Origin of the sequence: Streptomyces sp. NPDC060064, assembly GCF_042736455.1 — a bacterium.
Taxonomy (GTDB): Bacteria; Actinomycetota; Actinomycetes; order Streptomycetales; family Streptomycetaceae; genus Streptomyces.
The window spans coordinates 20583-37768 of sequence record NZ_JBHWWF010000008.1 but is presented as its reverse complement, the minus strand read 5'-3'; the positions used below and the strand labels follow the sequence as shown (position 1 = coordinate 37768).

Below are 17186 nucleotides of genomic sequence, written 5' to 3'. Positions count from 1 at the left end.
TGTCGCTGGGGCCCGGGCGAGCGAGCACCAGACGGTCTTCAAGACGGCGTCACTGACGTCGATGCCCCAGAAGGCCATGCTCCGGCTTCCAGCGGTCGGCCAGGAGCAGACCGTGAAGTGTCAGCGCGCTTCGCTCAGTTCGAGCAGATGGCCGTCGGGATCGCGGAAGAAGCAGCGGACCTCCGCATCGTGGTCCACGGGTGGGGTCAGGAATTGCGCGCCCCGGGCGCGCAGCGCGGCGTAGGCCGCGCGGCAGTCAACCACGCGGAAGGTCATCTCATGGCTGACCCGGTCGGCGTCAGCGGGCGGGGTGAACGTCACGGTGGGCTTGTCCTCTGTGGGCTCGCCGCCAGTGACCAGCAGCATCCAGGTTCCGCAGAGGCGCAGGACGGCGCTGGTTCCACCGTACTCGCGGACGATTTCGGCGCCCACGACGTCGCGGTAGAAGTCGCGGGACCGGGCGAGGTCGCTGACCACCAGCAGATGGGTCAACTCCGCTCCGCGGGGGAAGTCGGTCGTCATCTCCGGGCCCTTCGGTCGAACGTCGGTCACTACTCGGTGCGTTGTGTCACGGGGGCACTCGTACGGTCGCCCAGGAACTCGTACCAGCGCCGCTGCAGGCAGGGGTAGAGAGTGTCCGCTTCGACGAGGTCGAGGAAGGAGTCGACTGTCGCCGTCAACCGCTCCTGCAGCGCGTCGTCGACCAGTTCGCCGTCTTCGGCGAAGGCCTGATGGGCCTGCGCGAGACTGAACATGTCGGGGTAGACACGGGCGCCGAGGTGCTCCAGCGGAACGCGCAGCGACCACAGACCCCGGTTGCCGCCCAGCATGGACGGGGAAGCCGAGACGAGCAGCGCCTGTTTGTCCTTGAACGGCTGGGGCCGGAACCGTGACACCCAGTCGATGGCGTTCTTCACCGCGCCCGGTACCGAGGCGTTGTACTCGGGGGAGGCGATGACGAGCGCATGGACCTCCTGGATGCGGTCGCGCAGTGCGGCGGCGCCCTCGGGCAGCCCCTGGGCCGCCTCGACATCTCCGTCGTACGAGGGCGTGTCGAAGTCACGGAGGTAGGCGAGTTCGGCCGTGGCGCCGTTGCGTTGCACGAGCGTGGCGACCAGCGCCGCCAGCCGGGAGTTCATTGAGCCGGTCCGAAACGAGCCGCACAGCACGAGCACGCGCAGCGCCTCTCGGGGGGCATGGACGGACATGGCTCGGTCACCTTCCGGCGCGTGGGGCACATTCGTCATGATCGTGACTTTCTGTTTGCGGCCTCGCGGTCTCGTTCAGGAACCAGGGCGCACTCGTCGGGGCCCCCAGCCAGAGCGAACTCGCACCAGACGCGCTTTCCCTCCGCGAAAAGATCCTGACCCCACTGGTCGGAGAGCGCATCCACGAGCAGGAGCCCCCGGCCGTGCTCGTCGTCTCCCCTGAGCCCTCCCTGGCGGGCGGGCTCAGCGGAGGCGTCGGCGACCTCCATCCGGAGGACGGCGCAGGGGCTGACATCCGTTGCCGGCGTGACGAAGAGCGCGAGGCCGACCTGGCCGTCACCGTGGGCCACAGCGTTGGTGACCAGTTCACTCGCGAGTAGCCGCAGGCTCTGCGCCATCCCCACGGGGGTGCCCCAATCGGCCAGGACGTCCTCGACGAGCCGACGGGCGGAGCGCGGCGCCGTGGGCGCCGGTGGGAGCTGGAAGAGAGCCTTGCGCTGATCCGCCGTCCGGGTGCACACACGCGTCGCGTTCATGGTCATGCCGATCAGAGATCGTGGGACATAGCGGTTGATATGTCCACTACGATAGCACTTGTGGTTGATGTATCAACTTTTTTGACAGACCTGCCTCGCGACGGTCAGGGGCGGAGGCCGAAGGGCCCGAGAACGCCATAGTCGATCCTCAGCGACTCGAACATCGCGTAGGCGTTGTCGAAGGTGAAGACGTCGGCCGCGCCGAGCCGGCCCTTCCATGCCGGCACAGTCCTGTCGGTGGCCTCCTGAGTGACGGCGTCAAGGTACGCCTTGAACACTGCCCACGGATTGTCCGGGTACTGGGCGAACATCGGCGTCGGGTCCACCGAGGCGATGGCCGCCCGCGCGTTGCGGTCGAGGTCATGCATGTACTCACGCTGGATCTCAACGTCCTCACGGGTTCCGAGTCGCGTGAGGTGCCCGCCGACGTAGGTCTGGAAGGGAAACTCGAGGGCATGCTCATGCGCCTCGATCCAGCCGGGGATGTCAGTGGACATGGCAAGGTTCATGAACGGGACCCAGCCGGGGAAGACGACGTCGGCGAGCATCAGCACGCGCTGCCTCGGGGCGTAGATGAAGATGTTGTCCGGGCTGTGGTTCGGACCCTTGTAGGAGAGCTTCAGCAGCTGGTCGCCGACCTCGAGCCGTAGGGAGTCGGAGAAGACGCGGGTCGGCAGCGGCCGGTTCGGATCGCGCACCTCGGCCAGGAGGTGGCGTGTGCGCTCGTGGGCGATGCGCACCGCCTTGCTCGGGTAGATGCCGGCGGCGCCGATGTGGTCGGCGTGGTGGTGCGTGTAGACAACGTGCGTGATCGGCTGCGAGGTCACCTCCGCGATCGCGCGCAGGATGTTGTGGCCGATCGTCGGCGGGGCGTCCACCACGATGACGCCGGCCCCAGTCACCAGGAAGATCATCTGGTAGGTGCCGTCGGTGAGCCAGTACAGCCGGTCCCGGATCTCTTCGACCAGGTACCCCTTCTCAGGAATCTTCGGTCCTCGAGCCGCGGGTGGAACAGGGGCGTAGGTGGCCTCGGCCGCCGCGGCGACGCCGGGCCGCAGAAGCGGTTCGAGCAGCACGCCCGCAGCAGGCACCGAGGCAGCCAGGGCCGAGTACTTCAGGATCGACCGCCGGTTCGGGGGCTGGGTCGGCTCGGGTTGGTCCTTCGTCGTCGACATGGCTCTGTCTCCTTAATGACGACTTATGACGACCATGGTTGATGCGTCAACTGAACCCCTAACGTAAGAGCGTGAAGTTGACGTGTCAACCAAATGGCGCTGCCTCGACGCAATGGCTGTGTGATGAGCCAGGAGGGTTGTCGTGTCCGATGGGCAGGGGGCGAGCCTGTCGGATCATGGGGCGCCTGGCTCGAGTGGTGACGGCCGCCCCGCCGCGCAGGGCTGGAACCCGGCGTCCGACCGCATTGCCGCCGCTGCCCCTGTGATCCGTACGGCGGCTCGTACGGCTCGTACGGCTACTCGGCTCCGGTACGACTGCCCAAGCGGTGGACCACGGTTTCCGAGATGTCGGCGAGGGCTTCCAGCTGATCGCGGGAGAGCGCATCGACGAAAATACGGCGGACGTTGTCCGCATGCAGGGGGGCCACCTCGCGAATGGCCCGCAGCCCCTCGGGAGTCAGCTCGGCGATGGCGCCGCGGGCGTCAGTGGGGCACTCTTCGCGGCGTACCAGTCCTCGATTTTCCATCCGGCGCACCTGGTGCGACAGCCTGCTCTTCTCCCACCGTGCCTGCGCTGCTAGCTCCTGCATCCGCAGCCGCCGGCCCTTGGCCTCGGACAGCGGGGCGAGAACCCGGTAGTCGGCCATGGACAGCCCGCCGGCCCGGCGCAGTCCCTGGGTGACCTGCTCTTCAAGCAGCTGGCTCATGGCGATGAAGCCCTGCCAAGCGCGTTTTTCCACGTCGTCGAGCCACTGAGGTTCAGTCACTGACCGAGGTTAGCGCCGCATTGATTGACACATCAACTCGTGTTGGCCAGGTCGACCGTGCACTGGCGCATTGCGGCGCTGAGGCCGAGGTGTCTCGGCCGCATCACTGGCCGCATCACTGGGCCAGGATCCCGTCAGCGTCAGGAAGCGGCCGTCTTGCCGTCGACGCGGAGGCTCTCGACCGTCTCTTCCGGCGAGCCGGCGACACATCCGTGGTCCTGAGCAGGCAGCACGGTCGCTCAGTCCGTCATCTGCCGAGCAGCGCGGCGAGCGCGCCGACCGGGTCGGTGTCCGGAGTGCCGCGGGGCCACCAGTCCTCGCGGTCCGCGTCCGATTCATAGCCGTACCAGAGGCCGTTGCGGCCGAAGCGGAGCTGCAGCGTGCGGGTGGAGAGATGGTTGCGCCAGGGCCGGAAGTGCGGGAAGTCGGCGGCGATCAGAGCCGGGCGGGCGCGGTCGAAGGGACCGGCGGGCGGGTCCCAGGGTTCTTCGAGTACGGCGAGGGCTTCGAGCCCTCCCTGGCGCCAGGCCGCCACCGCGCGGGCCAGGTCGGTGGGAGTGTGATCGGTGGCGGCTGCCAGATCGCGGTAGAGGGCGCGGGTGGAGGCGGTCAGGCCCGAGCCGGGGTGGGCGGCGGCCAGGCGGACCGCGTCCTGCCATTCCGTCAGCTCCGCGGTGGGGTCCGTGCCGGTGGTGAGGAGGGTGTGGGCGCGGGCGGCCGCCTCGGTGGCAAGGAGATCCAGGGCGAGCGGGTCGGGCGCGCCGGGCGAGTGGGGGTAGGACGGTGGACGGCCCGGATGGGCCGGAGCCGGGAACGGGGGCGGAAGGGCCGGTAGCGAGCGAGGGGCGAGAGCCTCGCGGGCCGGGACCGTCGGAACGGCAGTGGCGGCGGCCGCGGTGGTGCGCTCGGCGGCCGAGCGGGCCGCGTTGCGATGAGCGAGTGAGGCGAGGATTTCCCGTTCGCCCATGCCGCGCATCAGGAACAGCACGAACGGGTCCTCGTCCAGCAGCCGGGCCGTCTGGTAGCAGAGCGCCGCCGCGTGCTTGCAGGGGTAACCGTCGTCCGGGCAGGAGCAGTCGGGGATCAGGTCGCCCGGCGTGGGCAGGAGGTCCGCCACGGTCGCCAGCGCGTGCGGCACGTCCTTGTCGAGCAGGGCCGCGATGTGGTCGGGTCGGGCCGCCGCGGCGGCCAGGAAGTCGTCCCAGTCGCCGTCGGAGAGGGTACGCAGGCGGATCTCCGTACGGTACGGGCGCGGTCTGCTGCCGTGGACGTACGCCACGACCCGGCCCGGCGTGACCGTGATCGCGTCGACATGGCCGCGGCCCGCGTACGCACGGCCCCGGACGAGGCGGGCCCGGTCCAGGGCCGAGTCCTCCAGCGCCTCCACCCAGGTGTTGCCCCACCAGCTGGACGCGAACTCCTCGCCGGTGAGGGGCTCCAGGGCGGGGAACGTCCGGCGGCGGTCGTCGTGGCGGGGGCGGGCGGGTTGGGAGCGCGGGGTCATGAGGGCCTCCGCAGGGAGACGAGGTCGGCCAGCTCACGGTCGGTCAGTTCGGTCAGGGCCGCCTCTCCGGAGCCGAGGACCGCGTCCGCCAACGCCCGCTTGGACGCCAGCATTTCGGCGATGCGGTCCTCCACCGTGCCCTCCGCGATCAGTCGGTGGACCTGCACCGGCTGTGTCTGGCCGATGCGGTACGCCCGGTCGGTCGCCTGCTCCTCCACGGCAGGGTTCCACCAGCGGTCGAAGTGGATGACATGGCCGGCCCGGGTCAGATTCAGACCGGTGCCGGCGGCCTTGAGGGAGAGGATGAAGACCGGGATCTCTCCCGACTGGAAGCGGTCCACCATGCGCTCGCGCTCGGCTACGGGGGTGCCGCCGTGCAGGAGCTGGGACGGGATCGCCAGGGACGTGAGGTGCGCCGCGAGGATGCGGGCCATGGAGACGTACTGGGTGAAGATCAGGACCGAGCCGTCCTCGGAGAGGATCGTCTCCACCAGTTCGTCGAGGAGAGCCAGTTTGCCGGAGCGGCCCGCCAGCCGGACGGTGCCGACGCCTGTCGCAGCGCCGCGCTCCTTCACGCTGTGCTCTTTCAAAAACTGCGCGGGATGGTTGCAGATCTGCTTGAGCCCGGTGAGCAGCTTCATCACCAGACCACGGCGCGCGATGCCCTCCGCGCCCTCGATCGCCGCCATCGTCTCCCGTACGACGGCTTCGTAGAGGGACGCCTGCTCGCGAGTGAGCGCGACGGGATGGTCGGACTCCGTCTTCGGCGGCAGTTCGGGCACGATGCCCGGATCGGACTTCTTGCGGCGCAGGAGGAAGGGGCGCACGAGCCGGGCCAGCCGCTCGACCGCGTCGTCGTCCTCACCGTTCTCGACGAGGCGCGCGTGCCGGGAGCGGAAGGCCTTCAGCGGGCCGAGCAGTCCGGGAGTCGTCCAGTCCAGCAGCGCCCACAGCTCGGAGAGGTTGTTCTCGACGGGGGTGCCGGTCAGAGCGACGCGGGCCGGGGCCGGGATGGTGCGCAGGGCTTTGGCCGTCGCCGAGAACGGATTCTTGACGTGCTGCGCCTCGTCGGCGACGACCATCCCCCAGGTGTGCGCGGCCAGCCGGTCCGCGCTCGTCCGCATCGTGCCGTACGTGGTGAGGACGAAGCCGCCGTCGAGCTCGGGCAGTGCGCGGTCGGCGCCGTGGAAGCGGCGCACCGGTACGCCGGGTGCGAAGCGGGTGATCTCCCGCTGCCAGTTGCCGAGCAGTGAGGCAGGGCAGACGACCAGCGTCGGGGCCGTCCGGGCACGGTGGAGGTGGAGGGCGATCAACGTGACCGTCTTGCCGAGGCCCATGTCGTCCGCGAGGCAGCCGCCGAGCCCGAGCGAGGTCATCAGGTCCAGCCAGGCCAGGCCCCGCAGCTGGTAGTCGCGGAGCGTGGCGGCAAGGCCCGCCGGAGGCGCGACAGGTGCGGAGGCCGTGATGAGCCGGTCGCGCAGTGCCGCCAGCGTGCCCGTCGGCACCGCCTCCACCGTCTCGCCGTCCACCTCCGCCGTGCCGGTCAGCGCCACGGCCAGCGCGTCGACCGGCTCGAGCAGCCCCAACTCCCGTTTGCGCGCCTTCCGTACGAGACCGGGGTCGACGACCACCCACTGGTCCCGCAACCGCACGATCGGACGGTGCGACTCGGCCAGCGCGTCCATCTCCCGCTCGGTCAACGGATCGCCGTCCAGCGCCAACTGCCAGTTGAATTTGAGCAGTTCCGCGCTGTCGAAGAACGGTGTGCCGTCCGTCGCCGAGCCGGGCGCGGACCGTACGACCGCGGCGGCCGAGAGCGTACGCGCCAGCTCCTTCGGCCAGTGCACCGCTACCCCGGCCGCGGCCAGGCGTGCCGCGCCCGGTCCCAGCAGCTCGTACAGCTCGTCCTCGGTCAGCGGGAGCACATCGGGCACGTCCCGTTCCAGCAGCCGGGCGAGTGGCGGCCAGACCCGGGCCGCGCGGCGCAGCGCCAGCACCGCGTCGATCCTGGCGCGCGGCCCGAAGTCCTCGTCGCCGTCGCCCGCCCACAGCCGGGTCGCGTCGATGACGAGCGTCGGGTCGGCGAGGCTGTGCACCTGGACGAGGGCCGCACCGGCATTGCGCTCCGCGCCGTCCTCCTCGGCGATGTCGAAGAGCTCGAACGCGGACAGGTCGAGGCGGAGCGAGACCCGCACTCCTGCGTCCATGCCCGCCGCGGCCTCCGCCGCCCACTCCCGCGCGGCGGGCAGATGCTGCGCGGAAAGGGCCGCGAACGGCGCTCCCGCTGCATACGGCGCGGCAGGCGTACGCGGCAGGGTGTCGGCCACCGCGTCGAAGAACGACCGGACCAGCGCCTCGGGCTCCGGCAGCCGCAACGGCCGCAGCTCACCGACGGGAACGGCATGCGCCTCGTACGGCATGGCGGCTGCGATCGCCCGCAGCTGGGCGATGTCGTCGGCGTCCAGCGGGCCCGCCCGCCATGCGTCATGGTCGGTCGCGGTCAAGCCGGGCAGCAGCCTGCCGCGCGCCACCAGATGGACCGCGTGCAGCGCGGCAGCGCCCCAGCAGGCCGCGGCGGGGTGCGCGGCCGGGTTCCGACGGGCTCGGGTCAGTAGCGGTACGGCTTCGGCGACCGGCAGCAGTACGGCGGGGACCGTGCGGCTGCGGACGCCGGTGCCGTGCCGGCGTACGACCGTGAGCTCGCCGCTCGCGTCCCGGAGCCGGTCGCCGTCCGGGTCCCAGAAGGCGACCCGCCCCTCGCGCGGCAGTGCGGCCGGCACAAAGACCGCAGCGCAGGTGTGCAGCAGCAGCCGCATGTCGGACGTCATCGGGTCACCTCCCTCTGCCGATCACGTACCGGAGTACTGGATCTACGACCTTACGGGTGAGGTCTGACAACGGGCTCCGACAGCCGGCAGGGACGGCTCGGCAGGCGCCTCGGCGGACGCCGCCGTCGCCCGCAGCTTCCGCTCGGACACTCCTCGCGGTTGCTGCCCACGAGCAGCTCGACACCACACTCCGGCGCAGGCAGCCGCAGGCCGTCGGTCACCGGCTCAAAGGGCATAAACTTGAGCGCCGCCTCACCCCACAGCGCCGATCTCGGCCTAGGCAGGCGTCCGGTCGTCAGGGACGCCAGGACGTTTCCTACCCGGCCGGGCCCGCGCTCACCCGGCAGCGCGGCCGAGGCGGCGGAACTCAGGCGGCAGCGCGGCCGAGGCGGCGGAGTTCAGGCGGCGGAGCTTACGCGGCAGGACTTATGCCGCAGGGGCCTACGCGGCGGGAGGCACCGCGGGCGGCAACGGCGGCACGGGCTGGACCGGCGACGACTCCACCGGCCGACTCTCCTGCGACGGTGACTCGGGCTGCGACTCCGGCTGCGCGGGATGCGGCGGCAAGGCCTGCTGCGGCTCGGACGGGGACTGCGCGGGCTGCTGGGCCCGTTCCAGGAAGCGCAGCAGCTCCACCGGGAACGGCAGCACCAGGGTGGAGTTCTTCTCGGCCGCGACGGCGACGACCGTCTGCAGCAGCCTCAACTGAAGGGCAGCCGGCTGCTGGGACATCTCCTTGGCGGCCTCGGCGAGCTTCTTGGAGGCCTGGAGTTCGGCGTCGGCGTTGATGACCCGGGCCCGGCGCTCACGGTCCGCCTCGGCCTGGCGCGCCATCGAGCGCTTCATCGCCTCGGGCAGGGACACGTCCTTGATCTCGACCCGGTCGATCTGCACACCCCAACCGATCGCCGGACTGTCGATCATCAACTCCAGTCCCTGGTTGAGCTTTTCGCGGTTGGAGAGCAGATCGTCCAGATCGCTCTTGCCGATGATCGACCGCAGTGATGTCTGCGCCATCTGCGAGACCGCGAAGCGGTAGTCCTCGACCTGGACGATGGCATCGGGGGCGTCCACGACCTTGAAATAGATCACGGCGTCGACCCTGACGGTCACGTTGTCCCGCGTGATGCCGTCCTGCGCGGGCACCGGCATCGTCACGATCTGCATATTGACCTTACGCAGCCGGTCGATGAAGGGGACGATCATGGTGAAGCCCGGGCCCCTGACGTCGTCACGCAGCCGGCCGAGGCGGAAGACCACGCCCCGCTCGTACTGCTTGACCACCCTCGCGCCCGCCATCGCGTACAGCACACAAGCGGACGCGGCCGCCGCGCCCGCAGCCACCAGCTCCTCGACCATCAGGGCACCCCCTACCGTCCGAGCCGGATGTTAATTACCACGGTATGCCCGGTATACCCCCTCGGTCGAGCTCTCACCCGCCCCTACCGCCCCACCTCAGCAGGAAGGCCGCACCCCGGTGCGGGTGCGGCCTACGGGCGGCTTCTAGAGGCGCTTGCGCACGAGGGCGACGAGCTCGGCCGTGTGATTGCGCCGCACCCAGGCGATCCCGCCGAAGATGACGAAGAGGATGACGGGCGTGATCGCGTACTGGCCGTCGAACACGGTCATCTGCGTGATGAAGGCGCCGATCATCAGCCCCATGAAGGCGAGCGCCGAAAGACCGGAGAGGATCGGGATCACCAGCGCGATCGCACCGGCCAGCTCCAGACCGCCCGTCAGATACATGAACCAGTCGCCGAAGCCGATCTTGTCGAAAGCCTCCGTCGCGGAGGAGTGGGCGACAAGCTTGGGTCCGGCGCTCGGGATCGCCATGAACACCGCGAGCACAATCTGGAGCGTGCGCACCGCGAGGTGCGAGCGGCGGCTCAGCGTCGTTCCGGTAGCGGTGGCGGCGGCGGTGTTCGAGGTGGTGACGGGGGTTGCTGCGGACATTATGGTCTCCTCCGGTAAGCGTTCCGTAGTGCTTTCGGAGAGGTAGACCGGGAGGGGGCCCAGGACTCATCGCCGCCCCGGGCCCAACTTCAAAATCTTCAACTGCGCCTGTCCGGCGCCTTGGGCCGCGCCCGGACCCGGCTTCGAGGGCTCATATCGCGAACCAGCCGTGCCCGCCGTACCAGTGGCGGCCTGCTCGCAGATGGTCGCCGACGGCGCGCTCCACGCCCGTTCGGCGCGGCAGGGCGTCCCTCGCCAGCTCTGGATCGCCGAACACGAACGCGACCGGAGCGCCGTCGTCGGCTTCCTTCTCCTCGTACGCGGTCCGGAAGCGGTCCTGGAAGCGGACGATGTTGGAGTCCTTCGGCAGATACTCGGCGAGCTGGGGGTCGAGCAGCCAGGAGTGACAGGTGGCCACGCGGTAGGGCTCTTCGGGGAAGTGGCGGGCGAAGAACTCCCGGGCTCTCGCGAGGGACCGGTCGCACGCCTCGGGCGTGATCGGCCCGAGGAAGTCCGGGATATGCACATTCAGGGCGAGGTCGCCCGGCCCGAACGGCAGCCCGGCCGCCCGCACGGCCTCACCGGTACGGCCGCCGAGCCGGGAACGCTGGAACTGCAGCCGCCCCAACTGGTAGATCTCGCCCCGGAAGTGCAGCCCGATCCAGCCAGGTATCAACAGCCCGCCCGTGCCGCGCCGCCGTCGGTGAACGGCGACATTGCGCCCGAGGTCGGCGAGCGTACGGCGGGAGACGTCGTCCGGGACGGACTGTTCCCGGTGGTAGGCCCGTACGTACGGGAGCGCGGCGACGAAGACGTACACCGGGAGCCAGCGGCCGACCGCCCCGGACTTCTCGGGCAGCCGCGGCAGTTCCCCGCCACCGCCGATCTTTCCCATGTCCTGGACCAGCTCCCGCACGCCCGCCTTCAGGAGCCGGCGCAGCCCGGGGTCCGACATCATCCGGTCCCGCAGGGCGAGGAGTTCATTGATGTCCTCGTGCGGTACTGCCAGATCCACCAGTGCCTCGGCCAGGCCGTCCGCGTCCGGCAGCTCCACCAGCACGTTCGGCACCGGTGGCCCCTCCCCGGACTTCCGCGGATCCTGGCCCGGCGGACTGCCGTGCTCTGCCATGGGCTGCTTGTCCACTTCTCAGCTCCTCGACGTCGGACTCGGAGACGGGACCGGATGGAAAAGGGACCGGGTACGGACCGAACACTGACCTGATACTGGTGCATCCTGGAGTAGGAGATGCGAATGTCATGCGCACTGGGAGTGAACCGACAACTGCACGCAGTCCCCTGCGGTTGCGCTTCTGGCTGACTGTATGGGGCCTGATCTGGGCCGCTGCGGGCACAGCGGCCTTCACGCTGGCCGGACGCCCTGGCTGGGCGGCGGCGTGCGGAGCGCTGCTGCTGATCGTCACGGTCGATCTCGCCATGGTTCTGCGCCATATCCACCAGGGTCCGCACTACCAGCCGGGTCGCGACATACCGCCGTACGAACCGGACCACGGCGGCCGTCGGCCCAGACCCGGTCAGTAGATGTGGACGTTGGCCCCGAACAGCCCGAGCCCAGTGGATGCGGCCTGCCGCCAGGCTCGCAAGGGCCCGTCCAGGACGAGCTCCTCGCCCTCGTGGTGGTCGAGCCAGACCTGGTCCTCGGCCGCGACCCGCTCCTGCGGGGTGAAGGTGAGGGCTTCCTCGACCGCCGGCAGCGTCCGCCGGACCTCGTCCGAGGTCAGCAGGAAGTCCCCGCACCACCCCGGCAGCTGCGCGGCCCGCCGGGGACCTATCGCATGGAACAGCGCGCTGAGGGCGTAGTCCTTGGTGAAGACGGCGATGTACGGAGGCACTGCCTCGGCGAACGCCTCCCATATGTCGTAGAGGTGGAATCCGCAGTCGTCGCAGCAGTGCAGTTCGTTCAGGGGGATCTCCGACGTCAGCCGCAGGAAGGTATTGACGGCCTCGCCCCGCTCGCTCCCCAACGGCAGGTCGCGCCAACTCCGGTGATCGGGCAGCGGATCGGCGCACCATGCCTGCCAGGCCCGCTGCGCCTGTGGCGACTCCCGGTGCCGCTCGATCAGCGGCTGGACCCGCGGCATCAGGCTCGCGATGACGTCGTCCTCGTGCGCGGTGATCGACCACGCGGAAGTGATCCCCATGGCAGTGCCCTTCCCCCGTCTCCACCGTGGATCTACGACGTTACGGGGTGGGTCTGACAACGGAGCGAAACAGCCTTCCCCAGGCCTCCGTCGGGCCTTCGCCGGGCCTCCATCAGGCTTCCGCCGGGCTTCCTCACGCCTCCGCGTCGAAGCGCGCAGCCTTCAGATACTCCGGCTTCGGGTCCAGCGCCGCCGCCAGGCGGAAGTGACGCTTCGCCTGCTCCGGGCGGCCGGCCCGCTCGAAGGTGCGGGCAAGTGCGAAGTGCGCGAAGGCATTGTCCGGCTCGCGCTCCAGGACCAGCTCGAACTCGAGCTCGGCCGGACGCAGTTGGGCTGCGGCGAAGAAGGCGCGAGCCCTCAGCAGCCGCGCCGCGGTGTTCTCCGGGTGGGCCGCGATCACCGAGTCCAGCAGCTTCACGGCCCCGCGCGGATCCCTCGCGGCCAGCAGATGCTCGGCCGCGCGGTAGTCGATGACGTGCGTATCCGGGTTGCTCTTGGGCACGGTCGCATCCTTCCCTCAGTTGGACGGTTCCAACACCGGGTCGGGCAGCCATATTCCGAACAGAAGACAAACCAACAGCTCAGCCGGGCGGCCGGACAGCCGAATCGAGTGCAAGCTGCTCCCCGAAGCCGGCAAGACACCCAGCGGCACGAGCGGGCCCCACGATCGACGGATGTCTAACGGGAGCCGGACTCCGCGGCTGCCCGCCGGGTCAGCTCCGCCCAGACCTTCCGCACCTGCGGCTCCAGCTGTTCCAGCGGCCCGTCGTTGTCGATGACCAGATCCGCGATGGCCCGCCGCTGCTCCCGCGTGGCCTGCGCGGCCATCCGCGCACGCGCCTCGGACTCGGCCATCCCGCGCAGCCGTACCAGCCGGTCCAGCTGGGTCTCGGGCGACGCGTCCACCACGATCACCAGGTCGTACAGCGGCGCCAGATTGTTCTCGGTGAGCAGCGGTACGTCATGGATCACGACCGCGTCCGGCCCCGCTGTGCCCTCCAGCTCCATCGAGCGCGCTCCGACCAGCGGATGGACGATCGCGTTCAGCGCCGCCAGACGGTCGGGGTCGGAGAAGACGATCGAGCCGAGCCTCGGCCGGTCCAGGGTGCCGTCGGCAGCCAGGATCTCGGGGCCGAAGGCTTCGACGACGGCAGCGAGCCCGGGCGTTCCGGGCTCGACGACCTCGCGAGCGATCTTGTCGGCGTCGATCAGCACCGCTCCGTACGAGACGAGCAGACGGGAGACTTCGCTCTTGCCGGCTCCGATTCCGCCGGTCAGGCCCACCTTCAGCATGAGCCGCAGCCTACGCGAGCGCTCTACGCGTCGCCCTCCCGCTCCGCGAGGAAGCGTTCGAATTCGAGGCCGATCTCGTCGGCGGACGGCAGGTCCACCGGCTCGGCGACCAGACTGCCCCTGGTCTCGGCACCCGCCACGGCGTCGTACTGATGCTCAAGTCCCTGCACCAGCGCCACCAACTCCTCGTCGCCCTCACCGATCTGCCGCTCTATCTCGGTCTGGGTGCGATGCGCCTCGGTGCGCAGCGAATGGGCAACGCCCGGCAGAACCAGGCCCGTCGCGGCCGTGATCGCCTCCAGGGCGGTCAGCGCGGCGTCCGGGTACGAAGAGCGGGCGACATAGTGCGGCACATGCGCGGCAACGCCCAGAACGTCGTGTCCGGACTCCATCAGGCGGTACTCGATCAGCGACTCCGCGCTGCCCGGCACCTGCGCCTCGTCGAAGGGGCTGCGGTGGCCCGGCATGAGGTCCGTGCGGTTGCCGTGCGGGGTGAGCCCGACGGGGCGGGTGTGCGGGACGCCCATCGGGATGCCGTGAAAGTTGACCGAGAGGCGCACTCCGAGCCGCTCGACGATCTGCGCGACGGCGCCGGCGAAGCGCTCCCACTCCACATCCGGCTCGGGTCCCGACAACAGCAGGAACGGCGCGCCTGTGGCGTCCTGGACGAGCCGGACGTCGAGTGTCGGGGTCTCGTAGCCGCTCCAGCGGTCGCGCCGGAAGGTCAGCAGCGGGCGCCGGGCCCGGTAGTCCACGAGCCTGTCGTGGTCGAAGCGGGCCACGACCTGGTGGGGAAGCGTGTCGAGGAGGTTGTCGACGATCTGCTCGCCGGTCTCACCCGCGTCGATGTATCCGTCGAAGTGGTACAGCATGACCAGGCCGCCCGAGTCCTGCGCGAGCGCCATGTCGACGACCGCGAGGCCCTTCGGCTCCCATTCGTACAAATCCTGCGGATCAAGCACGGTTACCGCTCCTCCTCGTGTTCGTAGAGAAGAACGCGCGGTGACGTACGGGCATTCCCGCCTCACACGATGAACACCTCTGAGGGGAAGCCCAGTTCACGGCAGCGGGTTCACACCGAACTGATCCAGATCTTGACATGACCATAGCCCGCCCCTACGGTCACGGGCAGTCAGAGTTCACAAACTCGCCCGTCGTTCATATACAAGAACAGGAAGGCGCCCCACATACGTACCCGAAAACTGCTCCCCGCCTTACTGTCCTCCGCGCTCGCGACCGGCGGCCTGTCCTTGCCGGCTGTCCCGGCACAAGCCGCCACAGTCATCGATGTGACCACCGCCGCCCAGCTGAAGTCCGCGCTGTCCGCCGCCCGCCCGGGCGACACGATCCAGCTCGCCGACGGCCGGCCTGGACATGGAGGGCGTCCCTTTCCGCACGTCCAGCCGCAACGGCGTGATCAGGAACTCGCGGATCTACGACACCGGCAACAACGGCAGCGGCATGGGCGAGGGCGTCTACGTCGGCTCCGCGAGCACGCTCTCCGACAAGAGCGACAACATACAGATCCTCGGCAACACCATCGGCCCGGACGTCGGCGGCGAGGCCGTCGACATCAAGGAAAGGCACCACCGGGGCGAAGATCACCCGCAATTCCTTCGACGGCCGCGGCCTGACCGGCGCCAACTTCGACGACTCCTGGATCGATGTGAAGGGCAACCAGGTCCTCGTCGAGAACAACACCGGCAAGAACACCACCAACAACGGCTACGAGACCCACAGCCAGCAGAGCGGCTGGGGCTGCGGCACCGTCTTCCGCGGCAACACATCCGATCCGCGCGGGGCCACCGGCTCCAAACAGCTCGCCATCAATGTCACCAACCACAGCTCGAGCTGCCCGACGACCGTCTATGCGAGCAACACCGTCACCGGCGGCAAGGGCCTGACCAACATCCCGGTCACGCCGTAGCCAGAAATACGGCGGAATGAAGGCAATGAAGGTGCGGAATGACGTAAGGCCCGCTCCCCAGGGGGAGCGGGCCTTACTTTCAGCTAGTCACCAGCTGGGGCAGAGCGTCAGCTCTGGCCGCCGGCCAGCTTCTCGCGCAGGGCAGCCAGGGCCTCGTCCGACGCCAGGGCGCCGGAGTTGTCGTCCGACTCCGAGGAGTACGAACCGCCCGAGACACCCGCCGGGGCACCGCCGGCCGGGGCAGCAGCGCCCTCGGCGGCAGCGGCCTCGTCGGCCTCGCGGGACTTGATGACCTGGGCCTGGTGCTGCTCGAAGCGCTGCTGCGCCTCGGCGTACTGGGTCTCCCACGCCTCGCGCTGGGTCTCGAAGCCCGCCAGCCAGTCGTTGGTCTCCGGGTCGAAGCCCTCGGGGTAGATGTAGTTCCCCTGGTCGTCGTACGACGCGGCCATGCCGTACAGCGTCGGGTCGAACTCGACCGAGGCCGGGTCGGCACCGAAGGACTCGTTGGCCTGCTTCAGCGAGAGGCTGATGCGACGACGCTCGAGGTCGATGTCGATGACCTTGACGAAGATCTCGTCGTTGACCTGGACGACCTGCTCCGGGATCTCCACGTGGCGCTCGGCCAGCTCGGAGATGTGGACCAGGCCCTCGATGCCCTCGTCGACGCGGACGAACGCACCGAACGGAACGAGCTTGGTGACCTTACCCGGGACGACCTGACCGATCTGGTGGGTCCGGGCGAACTGCTGCCACGGGTCTTCCTGCGTCGCCTTGAGCGACAGGGAGACGCGCTCGCGGTCCATGTCGACGTCGAGAACCTCGACGGTGACTTCCTGGCCGACCTCGACAACCTCGGAGGGGTGGTCGATGTGCTTCCAGGAGAGCTCGGAGACGTGGACGAGACCGTCGACGCCACCCAGGTCCACGAAGGCACCGAAGTTGACGATCGAGGAGACGACGCCGGAGCGGACCTGACCCTTCTGCAGGGTGGTGAGGAACGTCTGGCGAACCTCGGACTGGGTCTGCTCGAGCCAGGCGCGGCGGGACAGGACCACGTTGTTGCGGTTCTTGTCCAGCTCGATGATCTTCGCCTCGAGCTCCTTGCCCACGTAGGGCTGGAGGTCGCGGACGCGGCGCATCTCGACGAGGGAAGCCGGCAGGAAGCCACGGAGGCCGATGTCGAGGATGAGACCACCCTTGACGACCTCGATGACGGTACCGGTGACGATGCCGTCCTCTTCCTTGATCTTCTCGATGGTGCCCCAGGCACGCTCGTACTGAGCGCGCTTCTTCGAGAGGATCAGGCGGCCTTCCTTGTCCTCCTTCTGGAGAACCAGGGCCTCGATCTCGTCGCCGACCTTGACGACCTCGTTCGGGTCGACGTCGTGCTTGATCGAGAGCTCGCGGCTCGGGATGACGCCTTCGGTCTTGTAACCGATGTCGAGCAGGACCTCGTCCCGGTCGACCTTCACGATGACGCCGTCGACGATGTCGCCGTCGTTGAAGTACTTGATCGTCTCGTCGATCGCGGCGAGGAAGGCTTCCTCGTTACCGATGTCGTTGACCGCTACCTGCGGAGTGGTGGCGGTGGTCTCGGTGCTGCTCGTCATGTGGGTAAGGGCTCCGGTACGGACGGTGAGTCGTAGGTACTGCTACGCCGAGAGCCCGTATCGCAGCTGCAGAAGCCGGACAGCCTGGGAAGCGCCGACCCAAGAAACCTGGGCGGCGCCTCGTGAACCGAGGGGACATGCATACAGATGCGAGCGCGGCCTGCTCTGTCTGAGGCGCGCAGGCCCGCAGCGCAACTTGTAGCATACGGGGGCAGCCGGGCACGGT

Annotated in this window: 16 protein-coding genes and 1 pseudogene; 2 read left to right on the top strand and 15 right to left on the bottom strand. The window is 69.2% G+C overall.

All coding sequences use genetic code 11. The annotated features are described in order from the left end of the window. Positions 1–120: 120 nt before the first annotated feature. From ACFWDI_RS12325 to ACFWDI_RS12280, 10 genes are all read right to left on the bottom strand, one after another. Positions 121–552: a VOC family protein gene (locus ACFWDI_RS12325; protein WP_385303335.1), complete on the bottom strand. Its 432-nt coding sequence runs from the start codon at positions 550–552 to the stop codon at positions 121–123. After that, on the bottom strand, positions 552–1208 hold the full coding sequence (locus ACFWDI_RS12320; RefSeq protein WP_385303334.1) for an NADPH-dependent FMN reductase: 657 nt from the start codon (positions 1206–1208) through the stop codon (positions 552–554). Before ACFWDI_RS12320 ends, ACFWDI_RS12325 begins: the two co-directional genes overlap by 1 nt. Before the next feature lie 35 nt (positions 1209–1243). Beyond that, the gene (locus ACFWDI_RS12315) at positions 1244–1744 is read right to left on the bottom strand and encodes an ATP-binding protein (RefSeq protein ID WP_385303332.1); all 501 of its coding nucleotides are present in this window, start codon (positions 1742–1744) and stop codon (positions 1244–1246) included. A 104-nt stretch (positions 1745–1848) separates the two neighbouring features. Continuing rightward, on the bottom strand, positions 1849–2919 hold the full coding sequence (locus tag ACFWDI_RS12310; RefSeq protein ID WP_385303330.1) for an MBL fold metallo-hydrolase: 1071 nt from the start codon (positions 2917–2919) through the stop codon (positions 1849–1851). Between the two features lie 296 nt (positions 2920–3215). After that, entirely contained in the window at positions 3216–3686 is a 471-nt protein-coding gene (locus ACFWDI_RS12305; protein ID WP_385303327.1) for a MarR family winged helix-turn-helix transcriptional regulator, read from the bottom strand. Positions 3687–3933: 247 nt separating this feature from the next. Beyond that, positions 3934–5190, bottom strand: coding sequence for an SWIM zinc finger family protein (locus tag ACFWDI_RS12300; RefSeq protein ID WP_385303325.1), 1257 nt, complete (start codon positions 5188–5190; stop codon positions 3934–3936). Beyond that, the gene (locus ACFWDI_RS12295) at positions 5187–8018 is read right to left on the bottom strand and encodes a DEAD/DEAH box helicase (RefSeq protein ID WP_385303323.1); all 2832 of its coding nucleotides are present in this window, start codon (positions 8016–8018) and stop codon (positions 5187–5189) included. The genes ACFWDI_RS12300 and ACFWDI_RS12295 overlap by 4 nt, the downstream gene beginning before the upstream one ends. A gap of 441 nt (positions 8019–8459) precedes the next feature. Beyond that, entirely contained in the window at positions 8460–9377 is a 918-nt protein-coding gene (locus ACFWDI_RS12290) for a slipin family protein (RefSeq protein ID WP_385303321.1), read from the bottom strand. 144 nt (positions 9378–9521) lie between these two features. Continuing rightward, positions 9522–9971, bottom strand: coding sequence for a DoxX family protein (locus tag ACFWDI_RS12285; protein WP_385303319.1), 450 nt, complete (start codon positions 9969–9971; stop codon positions 9522–9524). A 151-nt stretch (positions 9972–10122) separates the two neighbouring features. After that, a complete protein-coding gene (locus ACFWDI_RS12280; protein ID WP_385303318.1) occupies positions 10123–11115 on the bottom strand; it encodes an acyltransferase domain-containing protein in 993 nt (330 codons plus the stop codon). Between the two features lie 113 nt (positions 11116–11228). On the opposite strand from ACFWDI_RS12280, the gene ACFWDI_RS12275 reads away from it, so the two are divergent. After that, positions 11229–11510 carry a DUF6343 family protein gene (locus ACFWDI_RS12275; RefSeq protein WP_385303316.1) on the top strand — a complete coding sequence of 94 codons (282 nt, stop codon included), beginning with the start codon at positions 11229–11231 and terminating at the stop codon, positions 11508–11510. Here the strand turns inward: ACFWDI_RS12275 and ACFWDI_RS12270 are convergent. The 4 genes from ACFWDI_RS12270 to ACFWDI_RS12255 all read right to left on the bottom strand — a co-directional run bounded on the left by ACFWDI_RS12270 (position 11504) and on the right by ACFWDI_RS12255 (position 14385). Beyond that, positions 11504–12130, bottom strand: a complete 627-nt coding sequence (locus ACFWDI_RS12270; RefSeq protein WP_385303314.1) for a hypothetical protein — start codon at positions 12128–12130, stop codon at positions 11504–11506. The two genes, ACFWDI_RS12275 and ACFWDI_RS12270, sit on opposite strands and share 7 nt — an antisense overlap. A 133-nt stretch (positions 12131–12263) precedes the next feature. Continuing rightward, positions 12264–12632, bottom strand: a complete 369-nt coding sequence (locus ACFWDI_RS12265) for a tetratricopeptide repeat protein (RefSeq protein WP_326649229.1) — start codon at positions 12630–12632, stop codon at positions 12264–12266. 176 nt (positions 12633–12808) lie between these two features. Beyond that, complete coding sequence (coaE, locus tag ACFWDI_RS12260; RefSeq protein ID WP_385303313.1) at positions 12809–13423, bottom strand: dephospho-CoA kinase; 615 nt, start codon at positions 13421–13423, stop codon at positions 12809–12811. A 23-nt stretch (positions 13424–13446) separates the two neighbouring features. Then, positions 13447–14385, bottom strand: coding sequence for a PAC2 family protein (locus ACFWDI_RS12255; protein ID WP_385303311.1), 939 nt, complete (start codon positions 14383–14385; stop codon positions 13447–13449). Between the two features lie 225 nt (positions 14386–14610). Here ACFWDI_RS12255 and ACFWDI_RS12250 point away from each other — a divergent pair. Continuing rightward, positions 14611–15350, top strand: a pseudogene (locus ACFWDI_RS12250) (sheath polysaccharide-degrading enzyme). Between the two features lie 107 nt (positions 15351–15457). On the opposite strand, the gene rpsA reads toward ACFWDI_RS12250, so the two are convergent. After that, entirely contained in the window at positions 15458–16960 is a 1503-nt protein-coding gene (gene rpsA / locus ACFWDI_RS12245) for a 30S ribosomal protein S1 (RefSeq protein ID WP_327322919.1), read from the bottom strand. Positions 16961–17186: the final 226 nt, after the last annotated feature.

Bases quoted from the DNA above. Each gene is read 5' to 3' on its own strand.
- ACFWDI_RS12320 (WP_385303334.1), bottom strand. From the start codon at position 1,208: ATGTCCGTCCATGCCCCCCGAGAGGCGCTGCGCGTGCTCGTGCTGTGC.
- ACFWDI_RS12315 (WP_385303332.1), bottom strand. From the start codon at position 1,744: ATGAACGCGACGCGTGTGTGCACCCGGACGGCGGATCAGCGCAAGGCT.
- ACFWDI_RS12310 (WP_385303330.1), bottom strand. From the start codon at position 2,919: ATGTCGACGACGAAGGACCAACCCGAGCCGACCCAGCCCCCGAACCGG.
- ACFWDI_RS12300 (WP_385303325.1), bottom strand. From the start codon at position 5,190: ATGACCCCGCGCTCCCAACCCGCCCGCCCCCGCCACGACGACCGCCGC.
- ACFWDI_RS12295 (WP_385303323.1), bottom strand. From the start codon at position 8,018: ATGACGTCCGACATGCGGCTGCTGCTGCACACCTGCGCTGCGGTCTTT.
- ACFWDI_RS12290 (WP_385303321.1), bottom strand. From the start codon at position 9,377: ATGGTCGAGGAGCTGGTGGCTGCGGGCGCGGCGGCCGCGTCCGCTTGT.
- ACFWDI_RS12285 (WP_385303319.1), bottom strand. From the start codon at position 9,971: ATGTCCGCAGCAACCCCCGTCACCACCTCGAACACCGCCGCCGCCACC.
- ACFWDI_RS12275 (WP_385303316.1), top strand. From the start codon at position 11,229: ATGCGCACTGGGAGTGAACCGACAACTGCACGCAGTCCCCTGCGGTTG.
- ACFWDI_RS12270 (WP_385303314.1), bottom strand. From the start codon at position 12,130: ATGGGGATCACTTCCGCGTGGTCGATCACCGCGCACGAGGACGACGTC.
- coaE (WP_385303313.1), bottom strand. From the start codon at position 13,423: ATGCTGAAGGTGGGCCTGACCGGCGGAATCGGAGCCGGCAAGAGCGAA.
- rpsA (WP_327322919.1), bottom strand. From the start codon at position 16,960: ATGACGAGCAGCACCGAGACCACCGCCACCACTCCGCAGGTAGCGGTC.